The following is a 17,834-nucleotide window of genomic DNA, read 5'->3' as shown; positions in this document are numbered from 1 at the left end:
TCGGGCCCTCTTTTTTGTGCCCTCCGTGTCAACCAAGGTTGACGAACCGCTGCTGTCAACGTAAGTTGACAGCATGACTGAAGCAACCGACCTCGCCGCCGCCGCCGGCAGCGCCGATCCACGGGTCGGCCTGCGCGCGGTGGTGGCGCTGCGCCGCCTGCTCGAGGGGCTGGAGCACCTCCAGGTGGCCAACGCCCGCCGCAAGGGCTGGTCCTGGCAGGAGATCGCCGACGCGCTCGAGGTGACCCGCCAGGGCGTTCACAAGAAGCACGCGCTCCACATGGTGGCGCGCGACCCACGGGAGGGCTGACATGTTCGAGAGGTTCACCACCGGGGCCCGCGAGGTCGTGACGGGCGCCCACCAGGCGGCTCGCGACCTGGGCAACCAGCACATCGGCACGGAGCACGTGCTCATCTCGATGCTGCGCGACGAGAACGGCACGGTCGCTCGCCTGCTGCGGGAGCGCGGCCTCGACGCCGCGACGGCCCGCGACGACGTGCGACGCCTGGCCGGCGGGACCGAGCCGGGGCCGTCACGCGCCGAGACCGAGGCCGAGGACGCGGCCGCCCTCAAGGCCATCGGCATCGACCTCGACAAGGTGCGCGCCGCGATCGAGGAGAATTTCGGTGCCGGTGCGCTCCAGCTGCCGCAAGCGCTGCCGAGGAAGCGCGGGTTCTTCGGCCGGCTCTATGCCTCGGGCGGCCACCTCCCGCTTACCCCGCGGGCCAAGAAACTGCTCGAACTAGCCCTGCGCGAGGCGGTCCGGCTGCACCAGAATTTCATCGGCCCCGAGCACATCATGCTGGGCCTGCTGCGCGAGGGCGAGGGCCTGGCGGCCCGTGTTCTGACCGAACACCGAATCAAGTTCGACGATTTGCGTACGGAATTGGAGCGCTCCCTGACCGACCAGGCCGCCTGACCTACCCGCGGTAATAGATGCGCAGCTGATGGCCGCTGGCGGTGTGGTGCCACCCGACGTCCCCGATGGTCTCGACGTCGGGGCGGCGCTCCAGCCAGTCGGCGGCCATCGCGAACGCGTCCGCCGGTGTCCTGCCCACGAACGACACCCGCCGTTCCCACTCCTCGACGACCGGCGGGACCAGGGCCTTGCCGAGGTTGGTGACCACCGCGAGCGGCCCGACCCGGCGGCCGTTGCGCACCGCCTGCACGAACCAGTCGTCGACGTCCTCGTCGTGCTCGACGGCCCACCCGTCGAAGCGGTCCACGTCGTTGGCGATCGCGGTCCGGGCACAGTCCAGGGCGGCATCCAGGGTGCCGAGCTCGATGCCCTCGCCGTCGTATTCCACCCGGTACGCCATGCCGCTCCCAGCCAGCCAGCTCGACCTCGCCCGATGATAATGGAGACGCGGACGTTCGTCGCCCGTGACGATCAAGACCCTGTTGATCAAGACCTGTTGATCAAGACACTGCCGGAGCCGACATGTCGCAGCGAGTCCTGGTGACCGGCGCCGCCGGGCTGGTCGGCACCGCGGTCCTCGAGCTGCTCGCCGCCCACGGCGTCCCGGCCACCGCCCTGATCCTGGAGCCGGCCTCGGTCGGGGCCGACCGCACAGTCGTCGGTGACGCCGCCGACCCCGCGGTGGTCGACGACGCACTCGCCGATGTCACCGACGTGATCCACCTGGCCGCCATCCCCGACCCGATACGCGACCCGGCCGAGGTCGTCTTCGGCCGCAACACGCTCGCCACCTTCGCCGTCCTCGATCGGGCCGGGCGGCGGGGCGTCGAGCGGGCGGCGATCGCCAGCAGCTACGCGATCTGCGGGCTGCCGTTCGCGCGAACGCCGTTGCGCCTGCCCTACCTGCCGATCGACGCCCGGCTGCCGCTGCAGATCACCGACCCGTACGCGCTGAGCAAGCAGGCCGACGAGGCCACCGCCGAGATGATCAACCGGGCGTACGGCATGACCGTGGTGGCCCTGCGCCTGCCCTTCATCGGCGCCGCCGACGGCCGGCTGGCCACCGCGGCCGCCCGGTTCGCCACCGATCCCGCCACCGGTGCCGCCGACGTGTGGAGCTACCTGGACGTACGCGACGCGGCCCGCGCCCTGTTCGCGGCGCTGCGACCGGCCCGGCCCGGTTTCCACGTGGTGTACGCCGCGGCCCCCGAGACCCTGGCGCCGCAGCCCACGCAGTGGCTGCTCGACAGGTTCCATCCCGGGGTACCACGCCCGTCGTTCACCGGCCGCACGGTCCCGATCGACCTGGCCCCGGCGCGGGACCTGCTCGGCTTCGAGGCGGCGTTCCCGTTCCCGGTGCGGAGTTCGGTCAGTCCGTGTGCGGAAGCCGGCCCGCCGGAACCACGCCGAGCCGGCCCTTCTGGAAGTCCTCGAACGCCTGGGCCAGCTCCTCCTTCGTGTTCATGACGAAGGGGCCGTAGTGGGCCACCGGCTCCCGGATCGGGCGCCCACCCATGATGAACAGTTCCATCGCGGGGATGTTCGAGTCCTGGGCCGCGTCGGCCGCCACCCGGATGACGTCGCCCGGGCCGTAGGCGGCCAGTTGGCCGATCTGGATCGGGCGCTTCTCGGCTCCGGCCGTCCCGCGGCCGGCCAGGACATAGACCAGCGCGTTGTAGTCGGGCTGCCACGGCAGGTCGAGCTGGGCGCCCGGCTGCAGGGTCACGTGGGCCAGGTTGATCGGGGTGAACGTGGAGCCCGGACCGGCGTGGCCGCCCACCTCGCCGGCGATGACCCGGATCAGGCTGCCGCCGTCGGCGGACGTCAGCAGGGCCGACTCCCGGCCCCGGATGTCCTGGTACTTCGGGGTGATCATCTTGGCGGCCCGGGGCAGGTTGACCCAGAGCTGCAGGCCGTGGAACAGGCCGCCGCTGGTGACCAGGTGCTCCGGCGGGGCCTCGATGTGCAGGATGCCCTGGCCGGCGGTCATCCACTGGGTGTCGCCGTCGGTGATGGTGCCGCCGCCACCGAGCGAGTCCTGGTGGTCCATGATCCCGTCGATCATGTAGGTCACCGTCTCGAAGCCTCGGTGCGGGTGCCACGGCGTGCCCTTGGGCTCGCCCGGGGCGTAGTCGACCTCGCCCATCTGGTCGAGGTGGATGAACGGGTCGAGCTCGTTGAGCGGCACCCCGGCGAAGGCCCGGCGCACCGGGAAACCCTCGCCCTCGTAACCGGAGGGCGCCGTGGTGAGGCGCCGGACCGGGCGGAACCGGGCGGCCTCCTCGACGCGCGGCAGCCGCGGCAGGACCAGCACGTCGTCGACGGTGATGGCAGGCATCTCAGGCCTTCCTTACTTTTTCGAAAACCCGGGCGATGACCTCGAGCTCGTCGGGAGCGAGCCGGTCGATGAAGCGGTCGCGAACGGTGATCAGGTGCAACGGCGCGGCTTCTTCGAGGGAGCGCATCCCGAAGTCGGTGAGCACCGCCTCCTGGCCACGGCCGTCCTCGGGACAGGGCTGTTTGCGCACGAGGCCACGCTTGACCATGGAGTTGATCTGATAGGTGATCCGGCTCGGCGAGAAGACCAGCCGGCCGGCCAGCTCACCCATGCGCAGCCGGCGTCCGGGCGCCTCGGACAGCACCACGAGCACGTGGTAATCATTCATGCTCAGGCCGGTGGTGGCGCGCAGTTCGTCCTCGAGGTGGGTGTGCAACGCCCACGAACTCTCGATGAAGGTGCGCCACGCTTGCTGTTCCGTGTCGCTCAGCGGTTCGGCCATGCCCACACGCTAACTCTTTCAAATCTGAAAGAACAGTGCCATGGATCACGAGCGACGGAGCCTATTGTCCTCCGGCAACAAAATAGACCGGTACGGCGAACGATGGCGGCTGTGTCCGGAAGCCGACACTGAGCGCGCCCGGTACGCCTGTGGAAATCGCCGCGCCGCGCCGGCCCGGACCGATTAGTTTGCCTGCCATGACTGCGCGCCGAGCCGAACCCCGGGACGCCGACGAGTTGGTCCGCCTGCGAGAAGTGATGTTGCGCAGCATGCGCACGCCCGGCTGGGCCGACGACTGGCAGTCAGCGGCCCGGCAGACGTTCCGCACGCGGTTGGCCGACGAGACGATGGCCGCGTTCGTGGTCGACCGCCCCGCCGGCGCCGGGCTGGCCGCCTGCGCGGTCGGCACGATCGAGACCCGGCTCGGCACCCCGGGTGATCCGCACGGCCGGTCCGGCTACGTCTTCAACGTCGCCACCGATCCCGGCATGCGCCGGCGCGGCTTCAGCCAGCAGTGCATGACGGCGCTGCTCGACTGGTTCGCCGAGCGGGGCGTCGGCAAGGTCGAGCTGAAAGCGTCGCGCGACGGCGAACCCCTCTACGAGTCGCTCGGGTTCGTGCGCACCCCCGATCCGGCGATGCGTCTGCGGTTGCCCATCGCATGACACTGATGGCCTGATTGAGATGCCGCCGACCGGTCGGCGAGGGGCGATTCGCGCGCCGTCGCTGATCTAGTGTGTCCGGCATGGGACAGATCGAGCGTTTCGCGGACCTGGTAGTCCGGGCCGGGGTCAATGTTCAGCCCGGTCAGGGCGTCGTGGTCGACAGCGACACGGCGCACCTGGAGATCGCCCGAGCTGTCGTGGCGGCCGCCTATCGCGCCGGGGCCGGCTGGGTCGAGGTCAACTTCCAGGACGGGCCGATCCAGCGATCCGGGGTCGACCGGGCGACGGTCGAGGCCCTCTCCGCCAGCCGGCCGTGGGCGCTGGCCCGCATCGATCAGTGGCGAGCGGCCGGGGTCGCGTCGATCGGCCTGGTCGGTGACCCCGATCCGCATCTGTTCGACGGCGCCGACCCGGTCCGGCTGGCGGCCCGCCGGCACGACGAGGTGCGCGCCCGCCGGGACGCCCTGTTCGCCGGCGACATGCGCTGGTCGCTGGTGGCCGCGCCGAACCCGGGCTGGGCCGAGCAGATCTTCGGCGAGCCCGACATGGACCGGCTGTGGGCGGCGGTCAGCACCGCGATGCGGCTCGACTCGGCCGACCCGGCGGCGGAGTGGCAGACCCGCTCGGCGACCCTGACCGCGCGCGCGAAGCAGCTCGACGAACTCGATCTGGACGAGGTGCGTTACCTCGGCGAGGGCACCGACCTCGTGGTCGGCCTGCCGCCGAGGGCCCGCTGGACCGGTGGCGGTCTGGTCGACCACGCCGGCATTCCCTACCTGCCGAACCTCCCCACCGAGGAGGTCTTCACCAGCCCCGACCTCAACCGGGCCGAGGGCACGATCCGGGTGACCCGGCCGATGGTGATCGCCGGTCAGCTGATCAAAGGGCTGCGGGTGACGTTCAAGGACGGCCGGATCGACGAGGTCGACGCGGACGAGGGCGCCGACGTGATCCGGGCGCAGATCGAGACCGACGAGGGCGCCCGCCACCTGGGCGAGGTCTCGCTCGTCGACCGGGACAGCCGGATCGCCGAGGCGGGCATCGTCTTCCACAACACGCTCTACGACGAGAACGCCGGCTGCCACGTGGCGTGGGGGCAGAGCTTCCCGTGGTCGGTCGAGGGTGGCCTCGCGATGACCCCGGAACAGCGTGCCGCGGTGGGCCTGAACTCGTCGGGGGTGCACACCGACGTGGTGATCGGGGGTGACGGCATGACGGTGCGCGGCACCGGGCCGGGTGGCACCGTCGACATCATCCGCGACGACGAGTGGGTGCTCTGACCATCGCCGCCTACGACGAGATCGCCGACTGGTACGAGAACCAGTTCCTGCCGACGTCGACGCCCGGCGATCCGATCGGGATCCGGGCGTCGCTGGCGCGTCTGCTCGGGACCGGCGCGGAACCGGTCCTGGAGGTCGGCTGCGGGACCGGGGTGCACGCCGCCCAGTTGCGCGAGCTCGGCTGGAGCCCGATGGGCGTCGACCTGTCGGGACGGATGCTGGCGTACGCGAACGGGCGCCTGCCGATCGCCCAGGGTGACGCGACCCGCCTGCCGATCGGCGACGCCGTGCTCGGCGCGGTGATCGCGATGATGGTGCACACCGATATGCCGGACTACCCGGCGGTGCTGCGGGAGGTCGCCCGGGTGCTGCGACCCGGCGGTACGTTCGTGCACGTGGGGGTGCATCCGGCGTTCTGCGGAGGTTTCGCCGACCGCACCGACCCGGCCGCCGTGATCATCCGGCCCGGTTATCTCGACGGCCACTGGACCAAGCAGTCCTGGACCACCGAAGGGGTGCGTAACCGGGTCGGCGCGAGTCACCTGCCGCTGCCGGCGCTGTTGCAGGCGTTTCTTGAAGCCGGCCTGGAGTTGGCCGGCTTCGCCGAGGGTGGCGGCCCGGTGCCCACCACCCTGTCGATGAAGGCGGTCCGGAGACGGGCGGTCAGAACATGAAGAGCATTGCCGAAACACCCATGAGAACCATGAGCAGGAGCGTGATCAGTAGGCCCTTTTCGGCGGAGGCAGCGTCGGTGACGTCAGTGGTCGTGGCGAGCGGCTCGCTGCTCATGGAATGATCCCTCCGGGGTTACGGCCGTCACTTCCAGGGTGCGGCGGCCGATCAAGCGGCTTAACGTGAGGACCTCGTCGACCTCAGGGAAGGGCTTCGTCTCAGTGGAGTGGTTCCTTGATGAGAAGGAGCGCGGCAACCCGAACTCCTCCATACCCACGTGGTGCGCGGGCAACACGGCCGATCCGCTTATTCACGGAATAACGTATTTTGACCGGCTGGTGTCCGAGGTGGAAAGCCTCCGCGAGGGTGACCACCTCCTGTTCACGGACTGGCGGGGCGACCCGGATGAACGTATGCGGGAGGACGGCCCGACCGTGGCCGAACTCTTCGCATCTGCGGCAAAACGGGGCGTAATAGTCAAAGGCCTACTCTGGCGGTCTCATCTGGACACCCTCGCCTACAGCGAGGAGGAGAACCGCAACCTCGGCGACGAGATCCGGGCGGCGGGCGGCGAGGTGCTGCTCGATCAGCGCGTACGCCGCGGCGGTTCGCACCATCAGAAGCTGGTCGTGCTGCGGCACCCCGGGCGGCCCGAGCTCGACGTCGCCTTCGCCGGCGGCATCGACCTGTGCCACAGCCGCCGGGACGACCACGACCACGACGGCGACCCGCAGGCGGTGCAGATGGCCGCCGCGTACGGGAAGAATCCGCCGTGGCACGACGTGCAGCTCGCCCTGCGCGGCCCGGTCGTCGGCGCCCTCGACCTGTGCTTCCGCGAACGCTGGACCGACCCGGTGCCGCTGGACCAGCACGGCCCGATCGCCACCGTGGTCGACCACCTCAAGCACGCCGACGAACACGCCGACACGCTTCCGCCGCAGCCACCGGATCCGCCCGAGGCCGGTTCACTGAACGTCCAAGTTCTACGGACATATCCGGCTATGCGCCCGCCGTACGGTTTTGCGCCGCACGGCGAGCGGACCGTGGCCCGCGGCTACACCAAGGCGATCCGCCTGGCTCAGCGCCTCATCTACATCGAGGATCAGTACCTCTGGTCGAACGAGGTGGCCGAACTGTTCGCGGAGGCCCTCAAGGCCAACCCCGAGCTCCACCTCGTCGCCGTCGTGCCGCGGCACCCCGACGTCGACGGCCGCTTCGCGCTGCCGCCCAACGAGATCGGCCGCGAGCAGGCGATCGCCCGGTGCCGCCGCGCCGCGCCCGACCGGGTGCACGTCTTCGACCTGGAAAATCACGCCGGCACCCCGGTCTACGTGCACGCGAAGGTCTGCGTGATCGACGACGTGTGGTGCAGCGTCGGCAGCGACAACTTCAACCGCCGCTCCTGGACCCACGACAGCGAACTGTCCTGCGCGATCCTCGACGAGACGCGGGACGAGCGGGCGCCCACCGACCTCGGCCCGCGCCGCTTCGCGCGCGACCTGCGGCTCGCGCTGACGCGCGAGCACCTCGACCGGGACGACGACGAGGGCCTGATCGATCCGCGTTCGGTGGTACGCGAGATGGACGCGACCGCCGAGCGCCTGCGGAAGTGGAGCGACGAAGGCCGGCACGGCCCCCGCCCGCCCGGCCGGATCTTCCCGCACCGCACCGGCAAGATGCCGTGGTACCAGAGGCTGTGGGCGCTGCCCGTCTACCGCCTGGCCTACGACCCGGACGGCCGCCCGTTGCGCGACCGCCGCAAGGGAACCTGGTAGCTCAAAGCGCCCAGCGGCGCGGCACCCGGATCGGCGCGTGCGGGTCACCGGCCGGCTCGAGCCCGATGCGCCAGGCGCCCATCGGCGGTCGTCCGGCGGCCTCCCAGCGGTCGACGACCTCGGCGGCCATGGCGGCCGAGGCAGCCGCTTCGGCACCGCCCGCCCACACGCTGCCGTCGGGCGGGATCACCGCTCCCCCAGCACGCGTGCTGTCGAGCAGGGCAAGGCCGCCGTACTGCCGGCCCGGGACGGGGGCGTGCGAGGCGCGCCGGTTCCAGACGCCGGCCGCGTACCAGAGGTCTCGATAGGTGGTCTCGGACAACGGTGGCTCGTAACGGGCCGGCCGGTGCGGGGTCATCTCGGCCATCCCGGGCGCCGGCAGCGGGAACGCGTCGGGGAATGGGGCGTTCAGCGGGCCGGCCGCGGCCATGAAACCGGACCAGCACAACGCCCGGCCGGACCCCGGCGAGCCGCTCACCCGCAGCACCGGATGGGTGCCGGCGTGCACGACCGGGGCGAGCACGAAGCCGTCCGGCTCGAGCTGGTCGAGCCAGTGCGGCGACACCCCGGCGATCCCGACCGTGACGACGACCCGGTCGAAACGCTCCCCGGGCCGGCCCGCGTAGCCGTCGGCGCGTTCCACCCGTACCCCACCGACGCCGGCCCGGGCCAGCGCCGAGCGCGCCCGGACCGCCACGTCCTCCTGCACGTCGATGCTCGTCACCGACGCCCCGAGCGAAGCGAGAAGGGCGGCGTTGTAGCCGGTGCCCGCACCCACCTCGAGAATGCGCTGCCCCGGGCGCACCTCCAGGGCCTCGATCATCACCGCCATCAGCGACGGCTGACTGGACGAACTGGTCGGCACGGGACCGTCCATCTTGGTCACGAGCACGTCGTCGCGGTAGACCTCGGACAGGAAATCGGGGTCGGCCGGAAGCACCCGGCTGCCGTCGCGGCGCTGGAAACCGTCGGGCACGAACGCTTCCCGCGGCACGCTCTCGAACGCGGCGGCCAGCTCCGGCGAGAGCGTGACACCGCCCTGCCGGATCTGCTCCACGAACTCCCGCCGCCGGTCCATCCCCCCACGATAGGGCGGCGGCGCACGACCGAGACCGTAACGTGTGGCGGATAGTCTGCGCCCCGTGAGTGAAATGGCCTGCACGCTGGTGTTCGACGTGACCGAGCCGGCCGAGCTGGTGCTGCGGATAGCCGCCGTGTCACCCCGGTCCGAGAGCCTGTCGGTCGAGGCGGTCGAACTGCCCGGCCGCCAGCACTACCTTCGCGCCGGGCCGGGCCGGCTGACCGTGGAATATCAGGCCACCGTCGACCGGGTGACCGGGTCGCAACCGGTCACCCCGTACGACCGGGTCGTGGCCCTGCGCCCCAGCCGGTACTGCCCTTCCGACCGCCTGCTCGGTTTCGCCTTCCAGCAGTTCGGCGGGGCCGGCGACCCGACCGACACGGTCCGGGCGATCGTCGCCTGGGTGCACACCCATCTGACGTACACGCTCGGCAGCAGCGGCCCGAGCACCGACGCGATCGACACGCTGCTGTCCGGCTCGGGGGTCTGCCGCGACTACGCGCACCTGACCGCCACCCTCTGCCGGGCCGTCGGCATCCCGGCCCGGGTCGTCGCCGTCTATGCCCCGGGCCTGTCCCCGATGGACTTCCACCTGGTCGTCGAGACCGCCCTGGACGACGAGTGGCGGGTGTGGGACGCGACCCGGCTCGCCCCGCGCCAGTCGCTGATCCGCATCGCGACCGGCCGGGACGCCGCCGACACCGCCTTCGCCACCACCCTTTCCGGCGCGCTGACGATGCCGGAGCTGATGGTCTTCGCGGTCACCGACGGCGATCTACCGATCGACGATCACTTCGAGCTGGTGTCCTTGGGCGGCAGCGTCGCGACGTAGTCGGACGCCTGGGCCAGCCACCCGTCCAGGTCGGGGTCGTCGAGCATCTCGCCGGCGACCAGGATCCAGCCCTTCATCCCGCGGCCGCCCACCACGAACGGGCGCACCCCCGGTCGGTCGAGCGCGGCCGGGATCTCGGCCGGGTCGAGCCGCACGATCAGTTCGTCGGAGTGCACCCCGACCGTCATGTTTCCGTGGGTGAGGAACGCCAGACCGCCGAACATCTTCTTCCCGCGCACCGCCGGGTCGTCGGCGAACCTGTCCCGCAGCCGCTGGGCCAGCACCTCGTCATAGGCCATGGAGTCATTCTGGCGGAAACCTACGGCGTCTAGGGTCGGGTGATGGCCGATCTGGTTCTGCGTTCCCGCCGTGTCGTCACTCCCGCCGGTGTCGTCCCGGCCACCGTCTCGGTCGCCGGCGGAAAGATCGTCGCGGTCGGGCCGATCGACGTCGCGGCGGATGTCGATCTTGGCGACACCGCCCTGCTGCCCGGACTGGTCGACACGCACGTGCACGTCAACGAACCGGGCCGCACCGAGTGGGAGGGGTTCGCCACCGCGACCCGGGCCGCCGCCGCCGGCGGCGTCACCACGATCATCGACATGCCGCTGAACAGCCTGCCGCCGACCGTCTCCCCGGCCGCGCTGAAGATCAAGCAGGAGGCGGCGCGCGGCCAGATCCAGGTCGACGTCGGTTTCTGGGGCGGCGCCGTGCCCGGGAACGCCGGCGAGCTGCCCGCCCTGCACGCGGCGGGTGTCTTCGGATTCAAGGCGTTCCTCGCCGACTCCGGGGTGCCGGAATTCCCGCCGCTGTCCCCGGCCGAGCTGGCCACCGCGCTGGCGACGGTGGACGCGCTGTTCGTCGTGCACGCCGAGGACCCGGATCACCTGCACGACGCGGTGCCGTCCGCCGCGTACACCGACTTCCTCGCCTCCCGCCCGGCCGAGGCCGAGCACGCGGCGATCGCCACCGCGATCTCCGCCGCCCGCGCCGCCGGCCGGCGCGTGCACATCCTGCATCTCTCGGCGGCGGGCGCGCTTCCGCTGATCGCGGCGGCCAAAGCGGACGGGGTACGGGTGAGCGCCGAGACCTGCCCGCACTACCTGACCCTGGACGCCGACTCGATCCCGGACGGCGCCACCGAGTTCAAGTGCTGCCCGCCGATCCGGGACGCGGCGAACGCCGACCAGTTGTGGCAGGCGCTCGCCGACGGGCTGATCACCTGCGTCGTCAGCGACCACTCGCCCTGCACCCCGGAGCTGAAACGGCAGGACACCGGCGACTTCGCGGCGGCCTGGGGTGGCATCGCCTCGGTGCAGCTCGGCCTGCCGGTGATCTGGACAGCGGCCCGGGAACGCGGCTATTCGCTCGCCGACGTGGTGGACTGGATGGCGCGGCGCCCCGCCGATCTGGTCGGCCTGACCGGCAAGGGCCGCATCGAGGTGGGCGCCGACGCCGACCTGGTGGCGTTCGACCCGGAGGACACGTTCACGGTCGATCCGCACTCGTTGCACCACAAGAACCCGGTCACGCCGTACGCCGGAAAGGTCCTGCACGGTGTGGTCCGCCGGACCTGGCTGCGCGGCGTGCCCGGGAACGACGGCCGTTTCCTGACCCGAGAGGACTGACCGATGGAGGACTTCAGCATCCGGCCCGACCTGGCTTCCCGGGCCCTGGGCGGCGGTGTCGTCTTCGCCAACGACGAGTTCTTCGCGGTCGCCGACCACCTGGTCATGCCCGACCCGCCGACGTTCTCGCCGCGGACCTTCGCGCACAAGGGCCAGGTGTACGACGGGTGGGAGACCCGCCGCCGGCGCAGCCCCGGCCAGGACGTCGCGATCGTGCGGCTGGGCGTCCCCGGCGTCATCCACGGCGTCGACATCGACACCTCGTTCTTCACCGGCAACTACCCGCCGTACGCCTCGGTCGAAGCCCTCGCCGTCGACGGTTACCCCAGCCCGGCCGAGTTGCAGGCGGCCGACTGGAGCCCGATCCTGCCGAAGTCCCCGCTCGACGGCGACACCCGCAACCTTTTCCCGGTACGGGACAGCCGCCGCTTCACCCACGTACGCCTGACCATCTACCCCGACGGCGGCGTGGCCCGGCTACGGGTGCACGGCGACGTGGTGCCCGATCCGGCGCTGCTGCCCGCGGTGTTCGACGTGGCCGCCCTGACCAGCGGCGGCCACGTGACGGGTTGCAGCAACATGTTCTACGGCCGCCCGCACCAGATGCTCGCCCCCGGCCTGGCCCGCCACATGGGCGACGGCTGGGAAACCGCCCGCCGCCGGACGGACGGCAACGAGTGGGCCGAGATCGCGCTGGCCGCCCCGACCGCGGTCGAGTTCGTCGACCTGGACACCACCCACTTCAAGGGCAACGCCCCCGGTTCGGCGGCACTGCGCGGCTCCCTGGCGAACGGACCGTGGTTCGACATCCTGCCCGCGGTCCCGCTGACCCCGGACACCCCGCACCGTTTCCCGGTGCACCCGGCCGGCCCGGTGGACCGCGTCCGGCTGGACATCTACCCCGACGGCGGGATGGCCCGGCTCCGCGTGATCGGCCGCCCCGACCGGACCGTCCTCGAGGAGAAGTTCCGCCGCCACGTCGGAACCCGCTGACCCGCACCGGTCACCGACGAATGTGGCGCGACCGCCGGCTCGTCCTGGACCTGCCCCGGCGCACCAGCCGGCTGGGCGCGTGGCGCGGGTTCGCGGCTGCTGCGGTTGGGGGCCCCTCGCCCGTACCGCTGGATAGATTTTGCCTTGGGTCTTATACTCGCCTACGAGCATTCGTGGACGAGGAGCGTGGGATGGGAAAGCGGCGCAAGGTCGGCAACCCGCTGGCGCTCGGGGTGTTGTCGGCACTCGCCTTTCGCCAGATGCACCCCTACGAGATCGCCTCGGCGCTGAAGGGCTGGGGCAAGGACCGCGACCTGAAGATCAAGTGGGGTTCGCTCTACACCGTGGTCGGCAACCTGGCCAAGCACGACTTGATCGCCGAGGTGGAGAGCGTTCGGGCGGGACGGCGGCCGGAGCGCACGATCTACCGGCTGACCGCCGCCGGCCGGGCGGAACTGCTCGACTGGACGCGCGAGCTGCTGTCCACGGCCGAGCCGGAGGCACCACTCTTCCGGGGCGGATTGTCGGTGATGTCGGTGCTGTCCCCTGACGAGGTCGTGACGCTGCTGCAACAGCGTCTCAAGGCGGTCGAGCGGGAGATCGAGGCGACCTACTCCGACGAGAACGTTCCCCGGCTCTTCCTCATCGAGGTGGAGTACGACCGGGCGATGCGCACCGCCGAAGCCACCTGGATGCGCTCGCTGATCACCGAACTGCGAGCCGGCACGTTCGCCGGCCTTGAGGAGTGGCGCGTCTATCACGAGACCGGCCGGCCACCGGAGGAGATCCGGCGGCTGGCGGAGGAAACCGGTCCCGGCGACCTGCTGCAACAGGACGCCGGGACCTGACCACCGAACCGCGATCCGGCCCGGCGGCGGCAAACCCAGGATACCGAGGTCGCGGTTCTCCCCGAGGAGGACCACATGGCACGAGTACGCACCGTCGCCGTCATCGGCGGCGGCATCGCCGGCCCGGTCACCGCCCTTGCCCTGCGCAAGGCCGGCATCGAGGCCACCGTCTACGAGAGTTACCCGGCCCCCACCGACGGCGTGGGTGGCGCCATCGCGGTCGCCCCGAACGGGGTGGCGGCCCTGGACATCGTCGGGGTGGACCTGCCGCGAGCGTGGCCGATCCACCGGCAGGTCATGTCGATCGGCCACAAACGGGTTCAGCTGCCCGCCCTGGCCGGCGTCGGCCCGCTCCAGATGATCCACCGCCGCGACCTCCACCAGTCGCTGGCGTCCTCAGTCGAGATCAACTACGGCAAGCGCCTGGTCGACGCCGTGCCGGGGCGCGGTGGCGTCACCGCGGTCTTCGCCGACGGCGACGAGATCCGGGCCGACGTGCTGATCGGCGCCGACGGCGTGCACTCCACCGTGCGCCGGCTGATCGACCCGGCCGCACCGGGTCCGCGCTACACCGGCATGCTGGCCTTCGAGGGCCGGTCACCGCTGGAGGTGCCCGAGGAACCGGGCACGATGATCTTCGCGTTCGGCAAGCGCGGCTACTACCTCTACGGCCCGACGCCCGGTGGCGGCACCACCTTCGGCATCAACCTGCCGCATCCGCCGCTGACGATCACTTCAGCTCGCGCCGTCCCCCCGGCGAAGTGGACGGAAACCCTGCTCGAGACGTACGGCGAGGACAGCCCCGGCGGCGACCTGATCCGGCGGCTGCCGGCCGGCGAACTGACGGTCAACGGTGCCCTGCACCTCATGCCGCCGGTCCCGCACTGGCATCGGGGCCGCATGGTTTTGGTCGGTGACGCCGTGCACGCCCCGTCGAACAGCTCCGGCCAGGGCGCGTCGCTGTCCATCGAGAGCGCCGTCGAGCTGGCCCAGTGCCTGCGCGACTTCACCGACGTCGGTGAGGCGTTCACCCACTACGAAGGGCTGCGCCGGCGCCGGGTCGAGAAGGTGGCGTCGCGGGCCGCGAGGACCAACGGCGTCAAGGCGCCCGGTCCGGTCGGGAAGGCACTGCTGCCGATTCTCATGCCGATCTTCATGAGGATCGCGATGAACCCGGAACGGGTGCTCGGCCCGGAACAGCGTTACCGCATCGACTGGGTGACTGACCTGCGGTCCGCGGCCGCGTAAGCGGCCGCCGCGGTAACCGCCGAAACCGCGAGGACAGCCGGCCAGGCGCCGATGCGGCGGGCGAGCGGGTGGGACAGAGCAAACGCGCCGAGGTACGTCGTGACGAGCGCGCCGGTGACCACGGGACTGGTCCGGCGCGCCCAGTCGCGACCGGCCAGCGCCCCACCCGCCGCCAGGACCAGCCCGCCGAGCGGCCGGTTGCCGGTGCGCCGGGCCAGTTGCCAGCCGCCGATCAGGGAACCCGCCGTGATCGCCGCCGTAGGTATGCGCATGCCCCGAACCTACTCCGCCGCCCGCCCGGTCCCGCCCCGCCCGGTCCCGCCCCGCCCCGCCCCGCCCCGCCCGATCCTGGCCGGGCCGTGGCGCGGGTCTACAGCAGCGTCAGCAGGTCGGAGCGGGGCAGGCCGGCGTCGGTCAAGGCGCCGCAGTCCAGCCCGCGCAGCAGATAGCCGGCCAGGGCCCGCGCGGTGGCCGGCTCGTCGGCTATGCCGCTCTCCTGGCGGGAAAGGTAACGCCGCAGGCGGTCCACCGCCGCGTCCCGGCCGTCCCGAAAAAACGTGTAGGTGGCCGCGTAACGTGTCGGCAGCTGTGCCGGGTGCAGGTCCCAGCCCTGGTAGAAGCCGCGTTCCAGGGAACGGCGAACCAGCCGGTGATGCAGCGCCCACGCGCTCTGCACCTCCGCCGGCGCTCCCACCGGCAGGATGTTCGTCGAGCCGTCGGACAGCCGCACCCCGGTCTGGGCGGCGGCGGCCTGCATCACCGCTTTGGCGTAGTCGGCCACCGGATGCTCCATCGACTGGTACGCGGCCGCCACCCCGGCCGCGGCACTGTAGTCGTACGTGCCGTAATGCAATCCGGTGCAACGACCGTCCGCCGCGGTGATCAGCGCGGCGACCGTGGCGGTGCCGTTCGCGGACAGGACCGCGGACGGGAGTTCGACCTGGATCTCGAAGGTCAGGGTGCCGTTCGGTAGCCCGTACACCCGCTCGAGCTTTTCGCAGAGCGCGACCATCGCGCTGACCTGATCGGGGCCGCTCACCTTGGGTAAGGTGATTTGGAAAGTGTCCTGATAGGAATCCAGGAACAGGTCGAGCGTGCGCAACGCCCGGCGGCGAGTGGCCGCTTCCAGCGATTTCATCCGGATGCCGAGGAACGGCGGCAGCGGGCCGGCGCGGAGAATTTTCGCGGCCCGGCGGACCGCCTCGTCCTCCTGATCGTCCGGGCGTACGCCGTAACCGTCCTCGAAATCGACACGCAGATCCTCGATCGGTTCCCGGGCCAGCTTGGCCCGGATGTCGTCGGCGTCCCACGGGAAATCGCGCATCGCCTCGATCGCGAGGGAGCCCCACTCGCGGAAATCGTCGAGCCGGTCGGCCGGGATGTAGACGGTGTGGATCGGCTGGCGGCCCGGCCGCTCCCCCGGGTAACGGGATCTCAGGAACGCGTCGTGACCGGCCAGCCGGGCATCCAGCTCGGCGTGGTCCTCGTCGGACAGTCGCATCTCAGTCGATCGAGTCGTAGGCGGCCGTCGTCAGGAAGTCGGCGAAATCGTCGGACAGCGCCACCCGCTCGAAAAGCTTGCGGGCGTCGTCGAACCGGCTCGCCGCCCACGCCTCGTCCCCGATCGCCTTGCGGATCTTGACGAGTTCCTCGTCCTCGATCCGGCCCACCAGCTCGGCGGAGATCTCGGTGCCGTCCGGCAACCGCACCTCGTTGTGGATCCACTGCCACACCTGCGAGCGGGAGATCTCCGCGGTCGCGGCGTCCTCCATCAGGTTGTTGATCGCCACCGCACCGTTGCCGCGCAGCCACGCCTCCAGATACTGCAACGCCACCGACACGTTGCCCCGCAGGCCGGCCTCGGTCACCTCGGCCCCGGTCGACGCCACCGCCAGCAGCTGAGCGGCGTCCACGCGGACCTCGGGACGCTGCCGGTCCAGCTGGTTCGGCCGGTCCCCGAGGACCCGATCGAAGATCTCCTGGCAGACCGGTACGAGGTCGGGGTGCGCCACCCACGAGCCGTCGAAGCCGTCGCCGGCCTCACGCTCCTTGTCCTCCCGGACCTTGCCCAGCGCCACCTCGTTGACCTGCGGGTCACGCCGGCTCGGGATGAACGCCGCCATACCGCCCATAGCGAACGCGCCACGGCGGTGACAGGTCGACACGAGCAGTTCCGTGTAGGCCCGCATGAACGGAGCGGTCATCGTGACCGACGCCCGGTCCGGCAGAATCATGTTCGGGTTGTCGCGGAAGTACTTGATGATGCTGAACAGATAATCCCAGCGCCCGGCGTTCAACCCCGAGATGTGGTCACGCAACGCATAGAGGATCTCCTCCATCTCGAACGCCGCCGGGATCGTCTCGATGAGAACGGTTGCCCGGACGGTGCCGTGCGGAATGCCAAGGGCCTCCTGCGCGTACGTGAAGACGTCGTTCCACAGGGCCGCTTCCCTGTGCGACTCCATTTTCGGCAGATAGAAGTAGGGTCCGCTGCCCCGTTCGAGAAGCTCCTTGGCGTTGTGGAAGAAATAGAGCCCGAAGTCGACGAGCGCCCCCACCGCCGGTTCCCCGTCGACGTCAAGGTGTCGCTCGTCGAGGTGCCACCCCCGCGGCCGCATCACAATCGTCGGATAGGGCCCACCGTTCAGCTCGTACTTCTTCCGCGGGGTCGCCAGACTGATGGTGCGCCGGATCGCCGCATAGAGGTTCTGCTGCCCGTCAATCACGTTCTGCCAATGCGGCGTGTTCGCGTCCTCGAGGTCGGCCAGCCATACTTTGGCCCCGGAGTTGAGCGCGTTGATCGTCATCTTGCGCTCGGTGGGCCCGGTGATCTCCACCCGCCGATCGGTCAGGTCCGCCGGCGCCGCCGGAGCCTGCCACTCAGCCGCTCGGATGTCCGCGGTCTCGGCCAGGAACCCCAACGACTTCCCAGCCGCGATCTCCGCCCGCCGCGCCGCCCGCGCCGCCAGCAGCTCGTCACGGCGAGGCCGGAAACGCCTGTTCAACTCCACCACGAACGCTCGGGCCTCGTCGGACAGAATTTCGGTCATGGCCTCGACTCCCCTCGGTGCGACTACCCCCTTCGTACCGTAGTGGAGCCGGCCCCCACCGG

General features: G+C 70.9%; 21 protein-coding genes. 12 read left to right on the top strand and 9 right to left on the bottom strand.

Going from position 1 to position 17,834, the window contains the following annotated elements:
• Positions 1-73: 73 nt before the first annotated feature.
• Together Afe05nite_RS20340 and Afe05nite_RS44600 are read left to right on the top strand one after the other, a co-directional pair.
• Complete coding sequence (locus tag Afe05nite_RS20340) at positions 74-310, top strand: helix-turn-helix domain-containing protein (protein ID WP_203818732.1); 237 nt, start codon at positions 74-76, stop codon at positions 308-310.
• A gap of 1 nt (position 311) precedes the next feature.
• Positions 312-920, top strand: a complete 609-nt coding sequence (locus tag Afe05nite_RS44600; protein WP_203818731.1) for a Clp protease N-terminal domain-containing protein — start codon at positions 312-314, stop codon at positions 918-920.
• 1 nt (position 921) lies between these two features.
• Here the strand turns inward: Afe05nite_RS44600 and Afe05nite_RS20330 are convergent, their stop codons facing one another.
• Positions 922-1,320 carry a hypothetical protein gene (locus tag Afe05nite_RS20330; RefSeq protein WP_203818730.1) on the bottom strand — a complete coding sequence of 133 codons (399 nt, stop codon included), beginning with the start codon at positions 1,318-1,320 and terminating at the stop codon, positions 922-924.
• 122 nt (positions 1,321-1,442) lie between these two features.
• Between Afe05nite_RS20330 and Afe05nite_RS20325 the strand changes: the two genes are divergently transcribed.
• Positions 1,443-2,387, top strand: coding sequence for an NAD-dependent epimerase/dehydratase family protein (locus tag Afe05nite_RS20325; protein ID WP_203818729.1), 945 nt, complete (start codon positions 1,443-1,445; stop codon positions 2,385-2,387).
• Here Afe05nite_RS20325 and Afe05nite_RS20320 read toward each other — a convergent pair.
• Together Afe05nite_RS20320 and Afe05nite_RS20315 are read right to left on the bottom strand one after the other, a co-directional pair.
• Positions 2,290-3,258, bottom strand: a complete 969-nt coding sequence (locus Afe05nite_RS20320; protein ID WP_203818728.1) for a pirin family protein — start codon at positions 3,256-3,258, stop codon at positions 2,290-2,292. The two genes, Afe05nite_RS20325 and Afe05nite_RS20320, sit on opposite strands and share 98 nt — an antisense overlap.
• 1 nt (position 3,259) lies before the next feature.
• Positions 3,260-3,700, bottom strand: coding sequence for a MarR family winged helix-turn-helix transcriptional regulator (locus tag Afe05nite_RS20315; protein WP_203818727.1), 441 nt, complete (start codon positions 3,698-3,700; stop codon positions 3,260-3,262).
• Between the two features lie 197 nt (positions 3,701-3,897).
• On the opposite strand from Afe05nite_RS20315, the gene Afe05nite_RS20310 reads away from it, so the two are divergent.
• The 3 genes from Afe05nite_RS20310 (at position 3,898) to Afe05nite_RS20300 (ending at position 6,319) form a co-directional block, all read left to right on the top strand.
• Positions 3,898-4,365, top strand: coding sequence for a GNAT family N-acetyltransferase (locus Afe05nite_RS20310; RefSeq protein ID WP_203818726.1), 468 nt, complete (start codon positions 3,898-3,900; stop codon positions 4,363-4,365).
• A gap of 80 nt (positions 4,366-4,445) precedes the next feature.
• Positions 4,446-5,645 (top strand): aminopeptidase, encoded by a 1,200-nt coding sequence (locus tag Afe05nite_RS20305; RefSeq protein WP_203818725.1) that lies wholly within the window; start codon positions 4,446-4,448, stop codon positions 5,643-5,645.
• Entirely contained in the window at positions 5,633-6,319 is a 687-nt protein-coding gene (locus tag Afe05nite_RS20300) for a class I SAM-dependent methyltransferase (RefSeq protein WP_239118018.1), read from the top strand. The genes Afe05nite_RS20305 and Afe05nite_RS20300 overlap by 13 nt, the downstream gene beginning before the upstream one ends.
• Here Afe05nite_RS20300 and Afe05nite_RS44595 read toward each other — a convergent pair.
• Entirely contained in the window at positions 6,309-6,434 is a 126-nt protein-coding gene (locus Afe05nite_RS44595; RefSeq protein WP_275407493.1) for a hypothetical protein, read from the bottom strand. The genes Afe05nite_RS20300 and Afe05nite_RS44595 overlap by 11 nt on opposite strands.
• 65 nt (positions 6,435-6,499) lie before the next feature.
• On the opposite strand from Afe05nite_RS44595, the gene Afe05nite_RS20295 reads away from it, so the two are divergent.
• A complete protein-coding gene (locus Afe05nite_RS20295) occupies positions 6,500-8,092 on the top strand; it encodes a phospholipase D family protein (protein ID WP_438868503.1) in 1,593 nt (530 codons plus the stop codon).
• Between the two features lies 1 nt (position 8,093).
• Here the strand turns inward: Afe05nite_RS20295 and Afe05nite_RS20290 are convergent, their stop codons facing one another.
• On the bottom strand, positions 8,094-9,170 hold the full coding sequence (locus Afe05nite_RS20290) for a protein-L-isoaspartate O-methyltransferase family protein (protein WP_203818723.1): 1,077 nt from the start codon (positions 9,168-9,170) through the stop codon (positions 8,094-8,096).
• A gap of 73 nt (positions 9,171-9,243) precedes the next feature.
• On the opposite strand from Afe05nite_RS20290, the gene Afe05nite_RS20285 reads away from it, so the two are divergent.
• Positions 9,244-10,005 carry a transglutaminase-like domain-containing protein gene (locus Afe05nite_RS20285; RefSeq protein ID WP_203818901.1) on the top strand — a complete coding sequence of 254 codons (762 nt, stop codon included), beginning with the start codon at positions 9,244-9,246 and terminating at the stop codon, positions 10,003-10,005.
• Here Afe05nite_RS20285 and Afe05nite_RS20280 read toward each other — a convergent pair.
• Positions 9,963-10,304 carry a TfoX/Sxy family protein gene (locus Afe05nite_RS20280; protein WP_203818722.1) on the bottom strand — a complete coding sequence of 114 codons (342 nt, stop codon included), beginning with the start codon at positions 10,302-10,304 and terminating at the stop codon, positions 9,963-9,965. The genes Afe05nite_RS20285 and Afe05nite_RS20280 overlap by 43 nt on opposite strands.
• Positions 10,305-10,346: 42 nt before the next feature.
• Between Afe05nite_RS20280 and allB the strand changes: the two genes are divergently transcribed.
• From allB to Afe05nite_RS20260, 4 genes are all read left to right on the top strand, one after another.
• Positions 10,347-11,633: an allantoinase AllB gene (gene allB / locus Afe05nite_RS20275; RefSeq protein ID WP_203818721.1), complete on the top strand. Its 1,287-nt coding sequence runs from the start codon at positions 10,347-10,349 to the stop codon at positions 11,631-11,633.
• Positions 11,634-11,636: 3 nt separating this feature from the next.
• Positions 11,637-12,626 (top strand): allantoicase, encoded by a 990-nt coding sequence (alc, locus tag Afe05nite_RS20270; RefSeq protein ID WP_203818720.1) that lies wholly within the window; start codon positions 11,637-11,639, stop codon positions 12,624-12,626.
• A 191-nt stretch (positions 12,627-12,817) separates the two neighbouring features.
• Positions 12,818-13,474, top strand: a complete 657-nt coding sequence (locus tag Afe05nite_RS20265; RefSeq protein ID WP_203818719.1) for a PadR family transcriptional regulator — start codon at positions 12,818-12,820, stop codon at positions 13,472-13,474.
• Positions 13,475-13,549: 75 nt separating this feature from the next.
• Positions 13,550-14,722 carry an FAD-dependent monooxygenase gene (locus tag Afe05nite_RS20260; RefSeq protein ID WP_203818718.1) on the top strand — a complete coding sequence of 391 codons (1,173 nt, stop codon included), beginning with the start codon at positions 13,550-13,552 and terminating at the stop codon, positions 14,720-14,722.
• Here the strand turns inward: Afe05nite_RS20260 and Afe05nite_RS20255 are convergent.
• The 3 genes from Afe05nite_RS20255 to aceB all read right to left on the bottom strand — a co-directional run bounded on the left by Afe05nite_RS20255 (position 14,677) and on the right by aceB (position 17,772).
• On the bottom strand, positions 14,677-14,994 hold the full coding sequence (locus tag Afe05nite_RS20255; RefSeq protein ID WP_203818717.1) for a hypothetical protein: 318 nt from the start codon (positions 14,992-14,994) through the stop codon (positions 14,677-14,679). The genes Afe05nite_RS20260 and Afe05nite_RS20255 overlap by 46 nt on opposite strands.
• A 98-nt stretch (positions 14,995-15,092) precedes the next feature.
• A complete protein-coding gene (locus Afe05nite_RS20250) occupies positions 15,093-16,223 on the bottom strand; it encodes a DUF6986 family protein (RefSeq protein WP_203818716.1) in 1,131 nt (376 codons plus the stop codon).
• A gap of 1 nt (position 16,224) precedes the next feature.
• Positions 16,225-17,772, bottom strand: coding sequence for a malate synthase A (aceB, locus tag Afe05nite_RS20245; RefSeq protein WP_203818715.1), 1,548 nt, complete (start codon positions 17,770-17,772; stop codon positions 16,225-16,227).
• Positions 17,773-17,834 lie beyond the last annotated feature (62 nt).

This window comes from Paractinoplanes ferrugineus (assembly GCF_016862195.1).
Classification (GTDB): Bacteria; Actinomycetota; Actinomycetes; order Mycobacteriales; family Micromonosporaceae; genus Actinoplanes; species Actinoplanes ferrugineus.
This window is presented reverse-complemented; position numbering and strand designations above follow the sequence as displayed.

Excerpts from the sequence above, each read along its gene's own strand:
- Afe05nite_RS20260 (WP_203818718.1), top strand. The coding sequence starts at position 13,550 with ATGGCACGAGTACGCACCGTCGCCGTCATCGGCGGCGGCATCGCCGGC.
- Afe05nite_RS20330 (WP_203818730.1), bottom strand. The coding sequence starts at position 1,320 with ATGGCGTACCGGGTGGAATACGACGGCGAGGGCATCGAGCTCGGCACC.
- Afe05nite_RS20340 (WP_203818732.1), top strand. The coding sequence starts at position 74 with ATGACTGAAGCAACCGACCTCGCCGCCGCCGCCGGCAGCGCCGATCCA.
- Afe05nite_RS44595 (WP_275407493.1), bottom strand. The coding sequence starts at position 6,434 with ATGAGCAGCGAGCCGCTCGCCACGACCACTGACGTCACCGACGCTGCC.
- Afe05nite_RS20325 (WP_203818729.1), top strand. The coding sequence starts at position 1,443 with ATGTCGCAGCGAGTCCTGGTGACCGGCGCCGCCGGGCTGGTCGGCACC.
- Afe05nite_RS20305 (WP_203818725.1), top strand. The coding sequence starts at position 4,446 with ATGGGACAGATCGAGCGTTTCGCGGACCTGGTAGTCCGGGCCGGGGTC.
- Afe05nite_RS20280 (WP_203818722.1), bottom strand. The coding sequence starts at position 10,304 with ATGGCCTATGACGAGGTGCTGGCCCAGCGGCTGCGGGACAGGTTCGCC.
- aceB (WP_203818715.1), bottom strand. The coding sequence starts at position 17,772 with ATGACCGAAATTCTGTCCGACGAGGCCCGAGCGTTCGTGGTGGAGTTG.
- Afe05nite_RS20255 (WP_203818717.1), bottom strand. The coding sequence starts at position 14,994 with ATGCGCATACCTACGGCGGCGATCACGGCGGGTTCCCTGATCGGCGGC.
- Afe05nite_RS20320 (WP_203818728.1), bottom strand. The coding sequence starts at position 3,258 with ATGCCTGCCATCACCGTCGACGACGTGCTGGTCCTGCCGCGGCTGCCG.
- alc (WP_203818720.1), top strand. The coding sequence starts at position 11,637 with ATGGAGGACTTCAGCATCCGGCCCGACCTGGCTTCCCGGGCCCTGGGC.
- Afe05nite_RS44600 (WP_203818731.1), top strand. The coding sequence starts at position 312 with ATGTTCGAGAGGTTCACCACCGGGGCCCGCGAGGTCGTGACGGGCGCC.
- Afe05nite_RS20285 (WP_203818901.1), top strand. The coding sequence starts at position 9,244 with ATGGCCTGCACGCTGGTGTTCGACGTGACCGAGCCGGCCGAGCTGGTG.
- Afe05nite_RS20310 (WP_203818726.1), top strand. The coding sequence starts at position 3,898 with ATGACTGCGCGCCGAGCCGAACCCCGGGACGCCGACGAGTTGGTCCGC.
- Afe05nite_RS20315 (WP_203818727.1), bottom strand. The coding sequence starts at position 3,700 with ATGGCCGAACCGCTGAGCGACACGGAACAGCAAGCGTGGCGCACCTTC.
- Afe05nite_RS20265 (WP_203818719.1), top strand. The coding sequence starts at position 12,818 with ATGGGAAAGCGGCGCAAGGTCGGCAACCCGCTGGCGCTCGGGGTGTTG.
- Afe05nite_RS20250 (WP_203818716.1), bottom strand. The coding sequence starts at position 16,223 with ATGCGACTGTCCGACGAGGACCACGCCGAGCTGGATGCCCGGCTGGCC.
- allB (WP_203818721.1), top strand. The coding sequence starts at position 10,347 with ATGGCCGATCTGGTTCTGCGTTCCCGCCGTGTCGTCACTCCCGCCGGT.
- Afe05nite_RS20290 (WP_203818723.1), bottom strand. The coding sequence starts at position 9,170 with ATGGACCGGCGGCGGGAGTTCGTGGAGCAGATCCGGCAGGGCGGTGTC.